21 protein-coding genes are annotated in these 18,564 nt (G+C 39.5%); 13 read left to right on the forward strand and 8 right to left on the reverse strand.

Annotated elements, in window-relative coordinates; all coding sequences use genetic code 11:
- Position 1 precedes the first annotated feature (1 nt).
- The 4 genes from AC27JP_RS17205 (at position 2) to AC27JP_RS17220 (ending at position 2,713) form a co-directional block, all read left to right on the forward strand.
- Entirely contained in the window at positions 2-529 is a 528-nt protein-coding gene (locus AC27JP_RS17205) for a MotA/TolQ/ExbB proton channel family protein (protein WP_487117159.1), read from the forward strand.
- Between the two features lie 9 nt (positions 530-538).
- The gene (locus AC27JP_RS17210) at positions 539-868 is read left to right on the forward strand and encodes a DUF2149 domain-containing protein (RefSeq protein WP_487117160.1); all 330 of its coding nucleotides are present in this window, start codon (positions 539-541) and stop codon (positions 866-868) included.
- 2 nt (positions 869-870) lie between these two features.
- The gene (gene cobO, locus AC27JP_RS17215; RefSeq protein ID WP_487117161.1) at positions 871-1,500 is read left to right on the forward strand and encodes a cob(I)yrinic acid a,c-diamide adenosyltransferase; all 630 of its coding nucleotides are present in this window, start codon (positions 871-873) and stop codon (positions 1,498-1,500) included.
- 226 nt (positions 1,501-1,726) lie between these two features.
- Positions 1,727-2,713, forward strand: coding sequence for an HNH endonuclease (locus tag AC27JP_RS17220; protein WP_487117162.1), 987 nt, complete (start codon positions 1,727-1,729; stop codon positions 2,711-2,713).
- 38 nt (positions 2,714-2,751) lie between these two features.
- Here the strand turns inward: AC27JP_RS17220 and AC27JP_RS17225 are convergent, their stop codons facing one another.
- The 6 genes from AC27JP_RS17225 to AC27JP_RS17250 form a co-directional block, all read right to left on the reverse strand.
- A complete protein-coding gene (locus AC27JP_RS17225; protein WP_487117163.1) occupies positions 2,752-3,855 on the reverse strand; it encodes a phosphotransferase enzyme family protein in 1,104 nt (367 codons plus the stop codon).
- Positions 3,856-3,965: 110 nt separating this feature from the next.
- Positions 3,966-5,333 carry an ATP-binding protein gene (locus tag AC27JP_RS17230; protein WP_487117164.1) on the reverse strand — a complete coding sequence of 456 codons (1,368 nt, stop codon included), beginning with the start codon at positions 5,331-5,333 and terminating at the stop codon, positions 3,966-3,968.
- A gap of 2 nt (positions 5,334-5,335) precedes the next feature.
- On the reverse strand, positions 5,336-6,055 hold the full coding sequence (locus tag AC27JP_RS17235; protein ID WP_487117165.1) for a response regulator transcription factor: 720 nt from the start codon (positions 6,053-6,055) through the stop codon (positions 5,336-5,338).
- Between the two features lie 10 nt (positions 6,056-6,065).
- Complete coding sequence (locus AC27JP_RS17240; protein ID WP_487117166.1) at positions 6,066-6,509, reverse strand: DUF3019 domain-containing protein; 444 nt, start codon at positions 6,507-6,509, stop codon at positions 6,066-6,068.
- Positions 6,499-7,347 carry a MipA/OmpV family protein gene (locus tag AC27JP_RS17245; protein ID WP_487117167.1) on the reverse strand — a complete coding sequence of 283 codons (849 nt, stop codon included), beginning with the start codon at positions 7,345-7,347 and terminating at the stop codon, positions 6,499-6,501. Before AC27JP_RS17245 ends, AC27JP_RS17240 begins: the two co-directional genes overlap by 11 nt.
- Positions 7,348-7,671: 324 nt before the next feature.
- Complete coding sequence (locus AC27JP_RS17250; protein ID WP_487117168.1) at positions 7,672-8,502, reverse strand: LysR family transcriptional regulator; 831 nt, start codon at positions 8,500-8,502, stop codon at positions 7,672-7,674.
- A gap of 396 nt (positions 8,503-8,898) precedes the next feature.
- Between AC27JP_RS17250 and AC27JP_RS17255 the strand changes: the two genes are divergently transcribed.
- From AC27JP_RS17255 to AC27JP_RS17285, 7 genes are all read left to right on the forward strand, one after another.
- Positions 8,899-10,092, forward strand: a complete 1,194-nt coding sequence (locus tag AC27JP_RS17255) for an acyl-CoA dehydrogenase (protein WP_487080188.1) — start codon at positions 8,899-8,901, stop codon at positions 10,090-10,092.
- Positions 10,093-10,210: 118 nt separating this feature from the next.
- Entirely contained in the window at positions 10,211-12,415 is a 2,205-nt protein-coding gene (locus AC27JP_RS17260) for a dehydrogenase E1 component subunit alpha/beta (RefSeq protein WP_487117169.1), read from the forward strand.
- Positions 12,412-13,479 (forward strand): ACP S-malonyltransferase, encoded by a 1,068-nt coding sequence (locus AC27JP_RS17265; RefSeq protein ID WP_487117170.1) that lies wholly within the window; start codon positions 12,412-12,414, stop codon positions 13,477-13,479. Before AC27JP_RS17260 ends, AC27JP_RS17265 begins: the two co-directional genes overlap by 4 nt.
- 93 nt (positions 13,480-13,572) lie before the next feature.
- Positions 13,573-14,055 (forward strand): transcriptional regulator ArgR, encoded by a 483-nt coding sequence (argR, locus tag AC27JP_RS17270; protein WP_487117171.1) that lies wholly within the window; start codon positions 13,573-13,575, stop codon positions 14,053-14,055.
- Positions 14,056-14,277: 222 nt separating this feature from the next.
- Positions 14,278-14,712: a hypothetical protein gene (locus AC27JP_RS17275; protein ID WP_487117172.1), complete on the forward strand. Its 435-nt coding sequence runs from the start codon at positions 14,278-14,280 to the stop codon at positions 14,710-14,712.
- 26 nt (positions 14,713-14,738) lie between these two features.
- Entirely contained in the window at positions 14,739-15,059 is a 321-nt protein-coding gene (locus AC27JP_RS17280) for a helix-turn-helix domain-containing protein (RefSeq protein ID WP_487117173.1), read from the forward strand.
- Positions 15,060-15,078: 19 nt separating this feature from the next.
- Positions 15,079-15,210 (forward strand): hypothetical protein, encoded by a 132-nt coding sequence (locus tag AC27JP_RS17285; protein WP_487117174.1) that lies wholly within the window; start codon positions 15,079-15,081, stop codon positions 15,208-15,210.
- Positions 15,211-15,283: 73 nt separating this feature from the next.
- On the opposite strand, the gene AC27JP_RS17290 is transcribed toward AC27JP_RS17285, so the two are convergent.
- Both AC27JP_RS17290 and ispB read right to left on the reverse strand, forming a co-directional pair.
- Positions 15,284-16,372 carry an aldose epimerase family protein gene (locus AC27JP_RS17290; protein WP_487117175.1) on the reverse strand — a complete coding sequence of 363 codons (1,089 nt, stop codon included), beginning with the start codon at positions 16,370-16,372 and terminating at the stop codon, positions 15,284-15,286.
- 300 nt (positions 16,373-16,672) lie between these two features.
- Complete coding sequence (gene ispB, locus AC27JP_RS17295; protein WP_487117176.1) at positions 16,673-17,644, reverse strand: octaprenyl diphosphate synthase; 972 nt, start codon at positions 17,642-17,644, stop codon at positions 16,673-16,675.
- Positions 17,645-17,877: 233 nt separating this feature from the next.
- Between ispB and rplU the strand changes: the two genes are divergently transcribed.
- Together rplU and rpmA are read left to right on the forward strand one after the other, a co-directional pair.
- Positions 17,878-18,189, forward strand: a complete 312-nt coding sequence (gene rplU / locus AC27JP_RS17300) for a 50S ribosomal protein L21 (protein WP_487117177.1) — start codon at positions 17,878-17,880, stop codon at positions 18,187-18,189.
- A 16-nt stretch (positions 18,190-18,205) separates the two neighbouring features.
- Entirely contained in the window at positions 18,206-18,463 is a 258-nt protein-coding gene (rpmA, locus tag AC27JP_RS17305) for a 50S ribosomal protein L27 (protein ID WP_085298880.1), read from the forward strand.
- The last annotated feature ends 101 nt before the right edge of the window (positions 18,464-18,564 follow it).

Below are 18,564 nucleotides of genomic sequence, written 5' to 3' on the forward strand. Positions count from 1 at the left end.
TATGTTATATAGTTTTTCATTAGATATTATGCATTTAATTACTTCTTGGTTGCTTCAACCTGTAGTGTGGGGCTTGCTGTTTTTTACTGGCTTAGCGATTTATGAGTTAGGTTTGGCCTTAGGAGAAAGATTCTCTGTTATACCGGCTTTACTGGCAGCAAAACAAAAGCAGGCACTGATCACTCAAGGGAAGAAACGTATTGAAAGAGCTGATTTTATTACCCGCATTGCGCCTATGTTAGGTTTAATGGGCACGCTTATACCTTTAGGCCCCGGCCTTTCTGCACTTGGCTCTGGTGATATTAGTGTTTTGACAACCGCGATGACAGTGGCATTTGACACTACCATTATTGGCTTATTTTCAGGCGTTATCGGTTTTGTACTCGGACGAATGCGCAGACGTTGGTACGACAATGCGATTGGAGAATTAGAGCGATTGGAAATAACGGAACCTGTTACCGATACCGCTAAACTAACGCCGGTTGTTGATGTTGATACGTCAGTTAATACTTCAGCAAAAACCGCGTAAGGAAAACCGATGAGTGATGCATGGAGAAGTAGCCAATTCGACAGCCAAGAGCAAGAACCATTAGGGCCTTTGGCAAATTTAATTGATATTATGCTAGTGTTTGCTTGTGGTTTAATCGCGGCTTTAGTGGCGGTAAGCCCAGATTTAGAACAGCACTTTCAAATGAATACTGTGGATAATAAAACCATGATCCAGCCTGTTGATTCGGTTGGCAAAGAATTGGCTTCGCCGCCAGAAACATTACAGAATAAATTACAGAGCGAAGAAGGTTACCAAGCCATGGGGCAGGTTTATCGCGACCCAGAAACCGGTAAACTGATCTTAATTAGTAACGAATAAATATGAGCAAGCAGATGAATAACCAAGATAAAGCAGCAAGTAAAGAACAAAAACATATTGAACGCCAAAAGAAAATTAAAGCAAGTGTTGATGAACGCGTTGCTCAAGCCACTGAAGAACGTGGCGTTTTCGTTGTTATCACCGGTAATGGCAAAGGCAAAAGTACCTCAGGTTTTGGCACGGTATTACGAGCGGTTGGTCACGGCCAAAAAGCGGGTGTAGTGCAGTTTATTAAAGGCACGAAATGGGAATGTGGCGAAATGAAAATTCTCAAACAATTTCCTGTTCAACATCATGTTATGGGTACAGGTTTTACGTGGGAAACCCAAAGCACCGAAACCGACAAAGCCGCAGCAAAAGTGGCATGGGAAAAGAGTAAAGAAATGCTCAGCGATGAATCCCTTGATATTGTGCTACTCGATGAAATGACCTACATGGTTAAGTATGGCTACATTGAACTTGATGAAATAATCGAAGCGTTGAATAATCGCCCTAAAATGCAGCATGTGTTGATAACAGGGCGTGCTTGTCACCGTCGATTGATTGAATTAGCCGATACAGTTTCAGAAGTTCAACCAGTTAAACATGCCTTTAAAGCGGGTGTAAAAGCACAAAAAGGTTTGGATTGGTAAAGCAAATTAGACAAGCTATCTAGTGCTTATCTGACTTTTCTAATGAGCCAGCCATGCATATTACTGAAACTTGTAAGTAATATGCATTATCCCTCATGGATATAACAAAAAATAACACAATAAGTCTTTGAAAATAAAAGATGTTGAGTTATTTTTGTTAAAATTTAGTAGAGGATAATTACTGAAAGATTAATGTACTGATCTGTTAAACCTTTAAGGATTGATCGTGGCAATAAGTTTAAAAACTCAAAAGATGTTATGGGGTAGAGCTGCTAGTCGCTGTGCTTTTACTGGTTGCAAGATAGAGTTGGTGATGGATGCAACGGAAACTGATGATGAGTCATTGGTAGGCGAGGCTTGTCATATAGTTGCACGAAGTGTTGACGGCCCTAGAGGCAAGTCAGATTTAACATCTGAGCAAAGAGATAAATACGGCAATCTACTTTTGCTGTGTAATATTCATCATAAAGTTATAGATGATCAGCCAAGTGAATATACAGTAGATTGGCTGATAGATATCAAGGCAGAGCATGAAGATTGGGTTAAGCATCAACTTAAAATATTTGATGCTAGCAAACAGAGAGATGATGAAGTGTACGCTACGTACATTGAGAAATTTGAGTCTTTGATAGATGCTAAAAACTGGAATGCATGGACCAGCTATTTATTATCAAATGGCCAACCGTCAATTTGGAAACATCAAAAAGACAAGCTAGAGGTTTTAAGACTCTGGTTACTAAACAGAGTGTGGCCCAAAAGGTATGAGTCTATTGAACTTGCCTTTGAAAATTTTAGGAAAGTATTACAGGATTTTTTAAACAAATTTGATCAACACGCTATCGAGTGGGGTGATGATCAATATTTAACTGAGAAATTTTATAAAAATTATTCAGGCCCATTTGACAAAGAGCGTTATGATGCTCTTTTTGTAGACTGGGAATATCACTGCTATTTGGTAGAAGACTTAACTTTGGAGCTAAATAGAGCAGCGAATTACATCTTTGATAAAGTTAGAGAAGAGCTTTCTCATAGTTACCGCTTGAGTGAAGGGATACTTCTAGTAACATCAGGACCTCATATGGATATGTCATTTAAAACGCATAGAGTCGAGTATCGAGGATCGGAGCGTATAGAAATTCCTTATAGTGGACTAAAAGATTTTGAAGATAAGGCTCGATTCAAAAGAGATCTTTATTTTGGCAAAAAGGCTTAGCTTGCGGTAACCACACTTTTTAATTACTTCTATTCAACCTAAGCAATAGCATTAAGTGCGGGTTTGCCCAGAATAATCTCAGTCAACTGTGCTTGGTGTTGGCAAAACAGCTTATAAAGCTGCATTTGGTTTTTTGCTCGCACTAGGTTGTGCTCAGGGTACTGAGTTTTAAAATACTGATCGCCATTTAAAAAGTCAGTTAAAAAGCGAATGCTAAGCATAAATGGCATTAACTTCACGCCAGTAATTAAACTGTGCTGTTCAATTTCAGATAAGGTTTCTGAAAAACCGTCAAGGTAAGCTTCAGTCAGTGCCGTTAGCGTATTAAAGTTTATCGACATGTTCGCTATTTCAGCACTGTCTTCAGGAATAGTTGAACAGCAGCTGCGTATCATATCGCCAAAATCATGCATTAAATAGCCCGCCATGCAGGTATCTAAGTCGATCACCGCTTTCGGTTTGTGACTGTCGTAACTAAATAACAGGTTATTTATTTTGGTGTCGTTATGGGTGACGCGTAACGGTAAAACGTTATTGAGATCGTTTACTTCTTCACAAAATTTTTCTTGAGAATGAATATAGCCGATGATTGATGTTGCTTGCTGCTGACGTTCTACACTGGCTTGTTTTATGGCTTTTTTAAACTGATTTAATCGCGCCGATAAATTATGAAAGTTAGGGATAATATCAACCAGCAGCTTGCTGTCGAAGTCGGTCAATGCCGAGGTAAATTGTGCAAAGGCATTGGCTACTAACTTTGCTTGTTCATTGTTTTCGATGGTTTCTATGGTGTAACAGTTTTCAATGCAATGCAGGCTACGCCAATATTCACCATTAATGTTGACATGGTTTTGCTTGTTTTTTGTTTGATGTTGCCAAATAGGTTGCAGTGCGTATTGGTTTTTATCACGCTTTGCTTTTAGGTGCTGGCTAATATAATCCGCGTTATTAGTCACTTGTTCTGGCGACTTAAAAACGTGTTTATTTAAGTGCTGTAAAACAAAACTCTCGTTATTAGTTTTTACGAGGTAAGTAGTGTTGATTAATCCGTTTCCCAATGGTGTTACATGGCAATCTTTTGGCGTATAACCAAACTCTTCGATAACGAATGATAATGCTGTTTTTTCTTGGCTTGGGATCATACTTAACGCGAATACTCTGAACGACGGAGGCACATATGCCGATATTTAGGCATATGTTAAGGCATCGTTGACCAGATGGAAAGGTATACAATTTTCCCGATACGAGTTGGTTACTTTTCAGTTCCCGTTATCGGCAAGCAAATAATAAAACAAGCACCTGATGTTTCAGGCATTGTTGTTAGTTGGTTAGGTTGTTTTGACGTTGCTGGCATTGGGGTTCTATTTTTTGCTGATATCGTACCATTGTGCCAATGTACCACTTTTGCTGTGATGGCTAAGCCTAAACCAAAATGGCCAAGCTCTCTTGAGCGGTCAACGTCGAGCTTAACAAAAGGGTCGAAGATGCTGTCGATGCTTTCTTCGGGAATACCTTTGCCGTCGTCTTCAACCAGAATACGCAGCTGATTACCTTGGCGACTGGCAGAAATGCTGACTTGGTTTTCGGCATACTGAACCGCGTTACTGACGAGGTTTTGAATAGCACGATAACACCAATGCGCGTCAAGCGAGAGTTTTAGCGCTTGCTTGGTTATTTCATGGCTTGGAACGTAAATTAAATTAACTTGGTGTTGTTCGGCAAGCGACTGAAAATCAGAACATATAGTGGTTAGTAATTCATTAATTTCTATGGTTTCTCGTTTTAGTCGAAAGCCTTGGCGCTCCATGCCGGCGTATTCTAAAAACGCGGTTGTCATGTCTTCCATACGGGTTAACTCGGTTTCCATGCGCGCTAAGTAGTGATCTTTTTTGGTGATATCTTTAGTATCAATGGCGGCTTCAACACCAAAACGTAAACAAGACATTGGCGTGCGAATATCGTGAGACATGCTGCGAGCCAGCACTTTATTATCAGCAACCAATTTTTCAATTTGCGCTGCCATACGGTTAAAACTGTTTTCTAATAAGCTGATATAGGAAAATCGACTTAATGGCATGCGAGTCGTTAAATTGCCAGCGCCAATTTGCGCCGCGGTATTGGTTAAAAGATATAAACGGCGAGTTAAAGGAAATAGCCATGCTAATAGAATTGCGCAAACGCCCATATAGAGTGCTGCGGTTAATAACATATTAATATTTTGGTTATCAGCAACTGGCAGAGGTAGAGAAAGTTGAATAATGTAATCAGGGTGTGCAGAAAGCTGCTTTAGTAAATAGGGTTGCGTTTCCGAGGCCAGTAATAAGCCACCGGTTTGGGTCAGTTGGCTGGTTAATTCTTGCGGTAGGGCAATATTCTCACTTTTATCTAACTGCAATGAAATTTGAAACTGTTGATTAAGTGCTTGGCTTGCTTTGGTTAATGCGGCAACAGGTAGTTCGGATAGCTGCTGATCAAAGCCTTCAATTAGTTGATGGTAAACCGCATATTCATTTTGTTCATCGACAGGGGCTTGTTTTGCAACAATTTTATCTAGCCCCCAAGTGATAATAAAGAGCGAGCCGATAACTGTTAAGATGATGCTGATATATAAACGACGCATGATTAATCGCTAGATGATCCATCGTTGTTCCAAGCATCTGCAACAAATAAATAGCCTTTGCCCCAAACGGTTTTAAATTTTCTGGGCTTTTGCGGGTCGTCGTTGAATATTTTTCGTAAGGTTGACAGCATAACGTCAAAGCGGCGGTCTTGGCCGTCATATTCACGATTTTTCAGTGCTTTAAATACCGTATCTCGGTCAATAACTTCACCGGCGTGGCTTGCTAAGAAACATAAGAAGGCAAATAAACTGGTCGATAATTCAACTTCTTTACCTTGGTAGGTAACGCGGTTGGCTTCGATATTAATTAATAAATCGCCATGCTGAATATCAGATGATACGGCAACGGCTGCTGTGGTTTGTTTTAAAGCGCCTGCTATTCTGGCGAGTAGAGCACGTGGGCGCACAGGTTTAATAACATAGTCGTTTGCACCCGCTTCTAAGCCGATAACTTCATCGAATTCATCAGCACGAGCGGTTAACATTATGATTGGCGTTTGTAGTTTTTGGCGAATTTGTCGGCATACTTCAATGCCATTTAAGCCCGGTAGCATTACATCGAGCAATACGATGTCTGCGGTGAAAGAATCTAATGTTGTCATAACTTCGTCGCCGCGAGTACAGTGTTTAACGTTAAAGCCTTGCTCGGTTAAATATTCACAGACCCAATCACCTAAGGTTAAGTCGTCTTCTACTAATAAAATACGTTTTGATTCGCTCATATGCTTTCTCTTAAAATATGCGCCAGCGTCGTTTTCTTGGTGACGCTTTGTGTACCCAACTCACTTCAACCGTGGTTTCTGCTATTACTTTATCAAAGTCATAGGCAATAAGTTGATAATGCATGGTTTTATTTGATTCAAACTCAAACGTTACACTGTTTTGTTTTTGGTTAAACCAACAATCTAACGCTTCTTTTTTACCAACTTGATAAATACAATAATTGCCTTGAACAGGTGCCTGCCAAGTAAATGTAATCGTGGCGAAACACTGACGTCCTTGTGTTAGCGTAATGCATTTTGCTGGTAAAACAGAAAATGCTGATTTAACAGTAAGCTCTGCTGGAACAGCATTGGTGTTTACGTTAGGTACAGAAACTTGCTGCGCAGAAGCGCTAACTAAATTGCCGAGATAGCAGGCTAATAAGACAATTCCTTTGTCCCATTTAGAAAACATAGATAACTCCAAGCTTCACTTTCGCTAAATCTTGCGTGTCAACTAATGGACTGTCTTTAGTACTGTCAGAATAGTGGCTGTAAGTTACACCACCGGCAAAAGACCAACTGGTTGAAATAGGGTGTTGAGCAAATAACTCAAGTTGTACCCGATAACCTGCATTTGCTTCGTAATATGCTCTATCAGGTGTTACTTCAGAAGAGTTAACACCATAAAAGTAATCCATCACTTTTTCTGAGTAATGGGTATAGCCGCCGCTGAGGTAAATATCCCAATTTCGGTAGGGCAGCATATACGTATATAAAATATCGACTACCCAACCATTTGAATCACTTAATGGCGCTAAAGTGGCAAAATCAACTGATAGTGACGCATTTGAGTGGTAGCGAGTGTAGCGCAATCCCACACCTTCGCCAGCGTTTCTGTCACTAAGACCTTCTAACGTAGGAATAGGTTTATCAGCGTCGTCAATAATATCTTCAGGCTGATAACCAAAGAGGTAGGTTTTACTGATGATGTCTAATTCCCATTCTGGGGTAACAACTAATTGATAACCCAGCTCAGCGCCTTGTAGCGATACTCTTCTATGGTTAGATTGAATAAAAAAGCCTTTGTAATAAACATCTAACAGTATGCCTGCACCAAAGTAATCGAAAGCTTCTTCTTGGTCATTTCCTGCCAATAATGATGGGTTATAGGTAACAAAAATATTCCCCATTGCTTGCCAACTGAAAGTTTCATTAAAAACGGTGGTTTCATTTTCAGGAATTTTTTCATTCGAAAAGCTTGGCAAAGCTGTCATGAGTAGCAAACTGCACAATAGGTACTTGAGCATCATTGATTTCCCATCGCTTTAAGTTGAGAACTTGAATATTTAATTTTCATGCTTAATGTATTTTTAATTGTTCGCATATTATTTTTATTATGAATTATTGTTTATGGATAAATACATCACAGATGTCGCTGCTTTTTGTTTTATTTATTAAGCCTAGTTAAATAAGCGCTTAGTAGTCATCTTAATGTTATATCATCAAACTTGATAGTTGTTGATATGTTATCAAATGTAACTATCTGGCGTTAGTTGCCCGGCCTGATAAAGTGTTTAAAAAGTGTAAGAAAGCGGAGTGCTGTGAAACGTTTTCTTCATTTAATTGTCGTCGCCCTAATTTGCATGCTTATGGGCAAGGCGTTTTAGGGTATCAATAATGTTGGACGAGCTGTTATAAGCAAGTACGATTTCTCGAGTTAGTTGCAGCCCTTCGATTGGCCTAAATACTACATCACCTTTATCAATAATTTCTTCATGCGCTGGTAAAAATGCGCAGCCTAATCCAGCATGAACTAAGCCAATGGCATAATCTATCGTGGTTATTTTGGCGCGAATATCTAAGCTTATTCCGGCTAAAGCTAGGGTGTCTTGTAGCGTTGTCCAAGCACTGCACGGTGTGCGCTGAATAAAGGCTAAGTTGTCGAGCTGTTTTAAGGTTATCGTGTCATTCAGGGCAAATATGTGGTCATAAGGAAGGGCTAACAGGTAGTCTTCTTGCCACATATCAATAAAGTGTTCTCCATCTTCTAATTCATCTTTTAAAATAATACGGGCATCGACACTTTCTGAGTGAGGCACTAAGGTGAGTTCAACCTCAGGTTGTGCAGCGGTGAAGTCTTTTAGTAGCAAGCTCATACGCTCAACACCTAAACCTCGCGTTACTCCTAAGTTAAATGCTTGTTTGTTAGCCTTTTCAGCAAAAATAGTTTTTATTGCCCCTGCTTGCCCAAGTAACTGCTTAGCGAGTGGGAAAAGCTTATCGCCTTGCTCTGTTGGCGTTACGCCACGAGCATGACGTTTGAACAAAGAAACATTAAGTTGTTGTTCTAGCTGAGCAATTGCAGATGAAATTGATGGTTGAGCAATAAAGCACGACTTTGCCGCGGCGCTAAAGCTTTTCAGTTCATAAACCGAGGTGAAATAATAAAGTGACTTTAAATCCATAAGTGTATCTTAATAACTAGCTATAGCTAAAAACTATAGCAGATAAAGAAAAAGAATATTTTAACTTTGGCTAATATTTGCTTATTATTTTTGCACTTTATTCGGGTCTGTTGCTCTTTCGATATTATTTTTGCAGCTATTTGTTGGATATTTTTATAAGGCAGAGTCTTTGCCATGTGGTTGTTCCACATAAAAAGGCGATAACGCCTTAAAAATGTTCAACAAATGTTGTCCGACAGATTCGGCTAAAAGTGTTTTTCTCTTTGTTGAGTCGTATTTGCTTAGAATAACTAGGCTACATACAACTCGCCGCGATTAAAACACTTTTATCTCGAACAAAATTTAATATCGAAAGAGCAAGAGACCCTATTCACCCGCTAAAAAATAGGTAATTTCATGTCTAGTTCAAGCAGTGCTAACCGTCCGTCATTTAAATGGGAAGATCCACTTTTATTCGATTCTTTATTATCTGAAGAAGAGCGAATGATCCGTGATAGTGCCCATCAATATTGCCAAGAAAAACTAATGCCACGTGTATTAGAGGCAAATCGTAATGAAGTATTTGACGTTGAAATTATGCGTGAACTTGGTGAATTAGGTTTACTTGGCGCAACATTACCTGAGAAATACGGTTGTGCTGGTGTTAACTATGTTACTTATGGTTTAGTTGCACGCGAAGTAGAGCGTGTAGACAGTGGTTACCGCAGCGCCATGAGTGTGCAGTCGTCATTGGTTATGCACCCTATTTATGCTTATGGTAGCGAAGAACAACGTATGAAGTATTTACCTAAGCTTGCCACTGGTGAATATATTGGTTGTTTTGGTTTAACAGAGCCAAATTCAGGCTCAGATCCAGCCAGTTTATCAACTCATGCTACAGAAGTTGATGGCGGCTATCGTATTACAGGCAATAAAATGTGGATCACTAATTCACCTGTAGCAGATATTTTTATTGTTTGGGCAAAACTTGACGGTGTGATCCGTGGCTTTATTCTAGAAAAAGGCATGGAAGGTTTAAGCGCGCCGAAAATTGAAGGTAAATTTTCACTACGTGCCTCTATTACTGGTGAAATTGTAATGGACAACGTTTTCGTACCAAGCGAAAACTTATTACCAAACGTGAAAGGTTTATCTGGCCCATTTGGTTGTTTAAACAAAGCACGTTACGGTATTGCTTGGGGTGCGTTAGGTGCGGCAGAGTTTTGTTGGCATGGTGCACGTCAATATACCCTTGACCGTGAACAGTTTGGTCGCCCGTTAGCGGCAACACAATTAGTACAAAAGAAATTAGCGGATATGCAAACGGATATCACCACAGGTTTATTTGCGTGTTTGCAGGTTGGTCGATTAATGGATGCAGACCAATTAGCACCAGAAGCCATTTCACTGATCAAACGTAACTCTTGTGGTAAAGCATTAGAAATTGCCCGCATTGCCCGTGATATGCACGGTGGTAATGGTATTGCTGATGAATTCCACATTATTCGCCATATGATTAATTTAGAGGCGGTAAATACCTACGAAGGTACGCATGATATTCATGCCTTGATTCTGGGCCGAGCTCAAACAGGCTTGCAAGCCTTTTTCTAGAGTTAACAATAAGTAAAGGCGTATTAACACTACGCCTTTTGTTTATCTGCTTAACGGTAATTTTAAATAGCCTAAGCCAGGTTAAATATACTAAATCACAATTTCCACTGGAGATATGATGTCTGATCGTAATCAATTGGTGAAAGAAAACTTTATCAATTTTGTCCGTGCCCAAACTTTACCAGAATCGACAATTACATTAACGCCGGCAGATGTTGGTTTAAGTCATACTGATGTTATTGATTTATTCGAAACACAAGTGATGAGTCGTCATTTAGATTTGCAATCACGTGTGATGCAAAAGAAAGGACAAAGCTTTTATACTATTGGTAGTTCAGGGCATGAAGGCAATGCGGCCTATGCGAAAGCATTTCGTCCTACTGATATGGCATTTTTACATTATCGCAGTGGTGCATTTGTTATCCAACGGGGCAAACAAGTACCTGGACAAACATCACTTTACGACATGTTGTTATCGTTCGCGGCTTCAAAAGATGACCCAATTTCCGGTGGACGCCATAAAGTACTGGGTAGCAAGGCTTTGTCTATTCCACCACAAACCAGCACCATAGCGTCACATTTACCAAAAGCTATGGGCGCGGCTTATAGTATTCCGCTTGCTAAACGTTTAGCGCATCAAGGTGAGATACCAGATGATGGCGTCATTATTTGTAATTTTGGTGATGCCTCTTCCAATCATTCAACTACGCAAGGTGCAATCAATAGTACGGCATGGGCGGCGTATCAGTCGATTCCTATGCCAATTGTCTTTATTTGTGAAGACAATGGTATCGGCATTTCAACTTCAACACCTGAAGGTTGGATCGCGGCAAATTATAAAAACCGTGAAGGCTTACATTATTTGTATTGTGATGGTTTAAATATTCTAGATACTTATAAAACCGCGAAAGAGGCTGAACGTATTGCTCGCGAAATGCGCAAGCCGGTATTTCTCCATGTGCGAACGGTGCGCTTGCTAGGGCACGCAGGCTCTGATGCCGAGTTTGTTTATCGTGATATGGCTGATATTACCGCCACTGAGTTTCAAGACCCGTTATTGCATACCGCACGTATTATTCTGGAAAATAATATTTTAACCTCAGATGAGCTGATTAATATTTACCAGCAAGTTGAACAACGTATTGCGGTAGTTGCTGAAAATGCTGCTAGTAAGGAAAAGCTAACCTCAGCCAATGCTGTAATGAAAAGTATTGTGCCTGATGTCATTAAAGCGCGTAGCTCTGTGACAGTAACGCAAGATCAGCGTGGCGAAATTTTTAAACACGAAAAGCATAACCTCAAGAAAAAACAACACTTAGCTAAATTGATTAATTGGGCATTAATGGACTTAATGGCTGAGTACCCAAACATTGTAATGTGTGGTGAAGATATTGGTAAAAAAGGTGGCGTTTATAACGTCACGGCTAAGCTTTGCGAGCGTTTTGGTAAGAATCGCGTCATTAATACTTTATTAGATGAGCAAACCATTTTAGGCACCGCCATTGGCCTTGCTCATAATAACTTTTTGCCTATTCCTGAAATTCAATTTTTAGCTTATGTCCATAATGCTGAAGATCAAATTCGTGGTGAGGCGGCAACGTTGCCGTTTTTCTCTAACGGCCAATTTACTAACCCTATGGTGATCCGTATTGCTGGCTTAGCCTACCAAAAAGGTTTTGGTGGTCATTTTCATAACGATAATTCTTTTGCCGTTTTCCGTGATATTCCAGGATTAATTATTGCTTGTCCTTCAAATGGTGCCGATGCCGTTGAAATGATGCGTGCCAGTGTGCGTTTAGCGCAAGAGCAACAGCGCATGGTGGTATTTTTAGAGCCGATTGCTTTATACATGACCAAAGATTTGCATCAAGAAGGTGATGGCTTGTGGACTCATGAATATCAGCCACCGGCTAGCGATGATCAAGCAGTAAACTTAACTGTTAAAACCCATGGCGAGGGTAAGCAGCTTTGTATTTTAACTTATGGCAATGGTAATTACTTATCACGCCAAGCACAAAAACAATTAGCAGAGCAGGGCATTGAGGCACGAGTTGTTGATTTACGTTGGTTAGCGCCATTAGATGAAAAAGGCATTTTAGCGCAGGTTAATGATTGTGAAAGTGTACTTATTGTAGATGAATGTCGCCAAACCGGTTCAATCAGTGAAGCATTGGTTACCTTGCTCCACGAGCAAGCTGAAACGCTACCAAAAATTAAACGCGTTACCGCCAGTGATAGCTTTATTCCTTTAGGCGCAGCGGCTTATGAAGTACTACCATCGGTTGAAAATATAGTGACAGCGGCTATGGAGATTTGCCAATGAGTTCATCAGTAGAACAGTCAGTAAAAAAGAAGCAACGAGCCGTTGTAATTTGCCCAGGTCGAGGCACTTATAATAAAGAAGAGCTAGGCTACTTACAGCGCTTACACAGTGATAAAACAGAAATAGTATCGCTAATAGATGATTATCGCGATAGCCAAGGGCAAATAAAAGTTTCTGAACTTGATGGCATGGATAACTACAGTATGCGCGTGCATACTGCAGGGGAAAATGCTTCGGCACTAATTTATGCCTGCGCCTTGTCTGATTATCAAGCCATTAATGAAGATGAGTTTGATATTGTTGCGGTTACTGGTAATTCAATGGGCTGGTATATTGCTTTAGCGGTTGCTGGCGCACTAGCGCCACCACAAGCAATTGAGCTGATAAATACTATGGGTTCGATGATGACCAAAGGTGTTATTGGCGGCCAATTGATTTACCCGATCATTAATGATGACTGGCAAATTGACAGTGAAAAAGAACAGCAAGTAATGCAGTGGTTGGCACAAGCCAGTGAACAAGCTGGCTGCGAAGTGCATATATCGATAAATCTTGGTGGTTATATTGTATTTGGTGGTAATAAGGCGGGATTAAAAGCGCTGGAAACGTTATTGCCAGTTGTACAAGACCGATACCCAATGAATTTATTTAACCATGCTGCTTTTCATACACCATTGTTAACGGATGTATCGAAACAAGCGATGGATAAAATGCCAGCATCGATGTTTAATGCCCCGAAAGTTCCACTTATTGATGGCTTAGGGCAAGTTTGGCAGCCATATAGTTGTGATACTGAAAAGCTTTATAATTACACGCTTGATACGCAAGTAGTTGCACCTTACAACTTCTCAAAAGCCATAGAAGTAGCGATTAAAGAGTTTGCGCCTGACAAGTTAATTATTTTGGGGCCTGGGGCAACATTAGGTGGCGCTGTTGCACAAAGCTTAATTGCTCATCAATGGCATGGTATGACAAACAAGGCTGATTTTATTGGCTTACAAAAGCAAGATCCTTATATTTTAGCGATGGGGTTAACAGAGCAACGTAAACAGGTTGTTGAATAATTTGGATAAAGCGCTGAGTTGAAAATAAAAAATGGCTGAACTTTTATTATTTTTATACAATAGGCATTAGATATTTCTGTATTGAGCTAAAACATGACAACAAGCCGTAAAAAAAATGAAGCCGAATTAATTGTAGCCTTTAAAGCCTTATTGAAAGAGCAATGTTATGGCTCGCAAAGTCAATTAGCTGATGCACTTGCTGAGCAAGGCTTTAAGAATATGTCGCAGGCAAAAATATCTAGATTACTGTCTAAGCTTGGCGCGGTAAAAATGCGTAATGCTAGCGAACAAGTGGTTTATATTTTACCTGATGAACTTGCGGTGCCTAAATCAAAGCAAGCCATTCAATCAGTGGTGATTAGTGTTAAGCACAATAATATGCAAATAATTTTAAAAACCGGTATTGGCGGCGCACCTTTGATTTCTCGAATGTTAGATAGCTTAGGGGAGTCAACGGGAATTTTAGGCACACTGGCGGGTGATGATACGATATTCATAGCTCCAACTGATGTTGACCGTATTGATGAAATTACCAAAGAAATTAGTTTGTTGTTAGGTGTTTCAACACAAAAATAAGCTACTTATTGCTAATTTATTTGCAAAGAAAGGGTAAACAGTTAATGTTTACCCTTTTTTATTTTTATTAGAAATGTAAACATTAACAGTATGTTATGAAATGGTGACACTAAGTGTCATATGACAACTAGGGACACTGTCGCTTATTTGGCGCAGTAATTTGATATTGAGCTTGTTTTAATGGCATCACTTTCAACAAGGCAATAACAGATAGGAACGAGTATGAATAACAATATAAAAAACGTACAAAAAGAGTCGACGGCAAATGTTGATTTCAGCAATGGTTACACTTTTGATTTTAATGATAATGGTCGAATAATTAATGTTTATGGCTCTGCATGGACAGGTAAAGAAACTGTGTCATTTGAAGGTGAAGTCATTGTTAATAAACGTTCATTCTCTCGAAAGTCAACACTCGAATTCAGTATTGTTGATGATAACTATGAAGTTGAATTCAATATGGTTGATATGTTTCGTGGTGAGTTGCATTGCACATTAATTAAAAATGGCGTGCACTGTAAAACGTTAAAGAAGGCTTTAGCAAGTAAGTATCAACTTACAAAATCGTCTTCGTGGCAACTATTGATTCTATTTTTCTTGGGTGGCTTTTTCGGCTATACCGCAGTTGATTTAATTATTAAGTTTTTTGGCGAGTAGTCGCATGTTTTTAGGAGCTACAAACCATGGAAATTAATGCCCTTAAAGTGAAAAATTTACGTTCAGAACAACACTGGACACAGCAGCACCTTGCCGATGCATGCGGTATAAGCTTGCGAACGGTTCAGAGAGTTGAACGATACGGCAACGCTTCAAATGAAACATTGATGAGCTTAGCTGCTGTTTTCAATGTTGATAGAAAGAGTTTAGTACTTGAAACTGAACCGGTAGAAGTTATTAAACAAGGAAGCGCTTTTAATCAAAAACAACTATTAATGGCGGCCACTGCTGCTGGGGCTGTTATTGGTGCATCATTAATGTATTTAATGATGCTGATTGAAATTTAAGTGAAAAAAAGGATTTAATATGACGTTTAAAAAATGGTGGCAAACATTAAACCGCCATGAAAAGTCTGCAATGATTGTTTTATTGTCACTCGCAGGATTAGCAAATTTATTTAGCATTGGATATGTTGTTGGACAATGGCTTTATAGCTAATCATTCAAGCATTGGAATTGCCCTTAATATGACTTTTGATATTTAAGGGCGATTAACTTTGTGACTCTTTTGCTTATTGATTAGCAAAAACAAAACGAGTTTTACTGTAAAATGGCATATCTGGTCGAAGAATGGTGTTGCTTATGTTGGCTCCAGCGTTTTTATCCGCCATTCTTTGTGGTTCAAAACAAAATGCTGAATGCTTTTGATATTGACACTGCTCCTTGCCTACTTGGCTACCATCAATGTAATTGGCGGTATATAAAATCAAGCAAGGTTGGTCACTATACATAGTTAAACGTCTGCCTGAAGTAGGCTCGAATGCCATAGCCGAATAGTTATCGCCATCAATTGCATCTTGATTATTTAACCAGTAGTTGTCATATCCTTTAGCTATTTTAACCTGTTCATCATCACCGTTAATATCTGTGCCTAAAGCTTTTGGTTGGGTGAAGTCTTGAGCGCTGCCAGTCACCTTTCTAATTTCTCCAGTCGGATAAATACGTTCATCCATAGGTAAAAAGTAATCGGCGTTGAGCTGGACTTGATGCTGATAGATGTCACCCGAATTGTGCCCAGCCAAATTAAAGTAACTATGTTGGGTTAGGTTAACAATAGTGCCTTTGTCTGTACTGGCAAAATACTCTACTGTAAGTTCATTTTGCTGATTTAAGCTATATATAACTTTAAATTCAATATTACCGGGAAAGCCGTTATCTCCATCTGGGCTGGTATGACGTAATATTAGGCTAACCTTGTGATTGCTACTTTCAGTATCGGCTTGCCAAAGCTGTTTATTCAACGCTTTGAAGCCGCCATGAAGTTGGTTATCTGTGTTATTGATACTGAGCTGATAAGTTTCATCATCAATTGTCAGGGAGCCATGATCTATTCGGCCAGCAAATCGTCCGATAATAGCGCCTAAATAGTATGGGTCTTGCTCATAACCTTGAACAGTGTCATAACCTAAAACAATATCAGCAGAACGATTACTTTTATCTAAGGTTTCTAAAGAAACGATAATGCCACCATAATTACTGATTTTTACCCGCATACCATTGGAATTGCTTAAGGTAAAAAGTAAGGCATTCTCACCATTACTTAATTTACCAAAATCGCTTTGTGTGATTGCTAAGGTATTTTGAATAGATCCGCTGGTCATTTTTACTTCGTCATAGAACATAGTAATAAGACTATAACAAATGGTTTTACTGGAATACCAGTGGTTATACCAATTGAAATAAATAACCACTCATTCTAAGACGGTCTAAATATTCAATATCTGCGTTACTTTCAATCCCAATAGCCAGCTATTGCTCAATCAAGCGCCTTGCTCTTGAATATTTATTCTCACTTATAATTGTTCGCTTACTTAATTCAACTGGTATTAAAAGAGGTTGGGCAATAGGAAAGAACATGTCACAACGCTGAAAAGTTGTGACTTGGTATGTTTGCATTCTAATTAATGGCTACGATTAGCAGCAATATGTGCCAGAGAAATAAGCGCTTGTTTGTGCTCTGATTCTGGTAAATTAGCCAAGGCATTAATGGCTTTATCAGCTTCTTGCTCTGCCTTTTTCTGTGTATAAACCAATGACCCGGTTTGTTGCATTGCGGCTAGAATCTCATCAAGGTGTTCCATACCATCGCCATTTTCTATTGCGCTACGAATTAGCGCACTTTGTTGCTCATTGCCGTGTTTCATTGCGTAAAGTAGCGGTAGAGTTGGTTTACCTTCTGCTAAATCATCACCAACATTTTTACCCATTTCTTGAGCATCAGCGGTGTAATCCATAATATCGTCGACTAACTGAAAAGCAGTGCCTAAATGTTTACCATAATTTTGCATCGCTGTTTCAGTTGCTTGATCTTGCTTGGCAATTACCGCAGCTAAGCGTGTTGCTGCTTCAAATAATTTTGCGGTTTTGCAGTAAATAACCTGCATATAGCTTTCTTCGGTGGTTTCAGGATCATTACAATTCATTAACTGCAATACTTCACCTTCAGCAATAATGTTAGTTGCGTCGGAAAGAATGTCCATTATTTGTAAGTTATTTAGCTCACTCATCATTTGAAATGAACGAGAATACAAAAAGTCGCCGACTAAAACACTGGCGCTATTGCCGAACATGGCATTGGCCGTTTCACGGCCACGGCGCATATTAGACTCATCAACCACGTCATCATGCAATAGGGTAGAAGTATGAATAAATTCAATAATAGCGGCGAGTTGTAAATGCTCACTACCTTCATAACCCATAGCTCTTGCTGCTAGCACGGTTAGAAGAGGGCGCATGCGTTTACCGCCGCCATTGACAATATAAATGCCTAATTGATTGATCAGGGCAACATCAGAGTGGAGCTTAGAAAAGATAAGATCGTTGACCGCTGTCATGTCTTGCTGAGTCAAAGATTGGATGTTTTTGATATTCATAAAGCGTAACGAGCTACCTTTCATGTTATAATGCACAAATATTTCAGCGCTAATTTTACACGAAATTCATAGCGATAGAAGTTTTCTAAGTGATAAGTTTTTCGTTAAATAAAAATAATAATAAATCATTACTTTTATACTTGCCCTCACAGATATCTTCGCGTAGAATTCGCGCCCTATAATTTTAAATTTAAGCGTCACATACATAGATGATGGCGCAGTACGGAGTAGCTATGTACGCGGTATTCCAAAGCGGTGGTAAACAGCATCGTGTAACTGAAGGCCAAACAGTTCGTTTAGAAAAAATTGAACTTGAAGTTGGTGCAGCAGTAGAATTCGAAAACGTTTTAATGATCGCCGATGGCGAGAACATCAATGTAGGTGCACCTTACATTGCTGGTGGTAAAGTTGTGGCAGAGGTTGTAACTCAAGGTCGCGCTGACAAAGTTAAAATTGTTAAATTTAAACGTCGTAAGCATTCACGCAAGCAAGCGGGCCATCGTCAATGGTTCACTGAAGTGAAAATTACTGGCATTAACGGCTAATTAGGAGCGATTTACAATGGCACATAAGAAAGCTGCAGGTAGTACACGTAACGGTCGTGATTCAGAAGCTAAACGCCTAGGTGTTAAGCGTTTTGGTGGCGAAGCTGTTCTAGCGGGTAACATTATTGTTCGTCAACGTGGTACTAAATTCCACGCTGGTAACAACATGGGTATCGGTAAAGACCACACTCTATTTGCTTTATCTGACGGTAAAGTACAATTTGAAGTAAAAGGTCCTAAAAACCGCAAGTTTGTAAGCATTATCGCTGAATAATAGCTTTTAAACTTAAAAAACCCTGCTGTTATGCAGGGTTTTTTTTTGCAATGAAATTAACTATTGCTCAGAAAACAACAGTTTTAATGAAGGTAATGGTT

Source organism: Colwellia sp. SU-HH01172 (assembly GCF_057553355.1).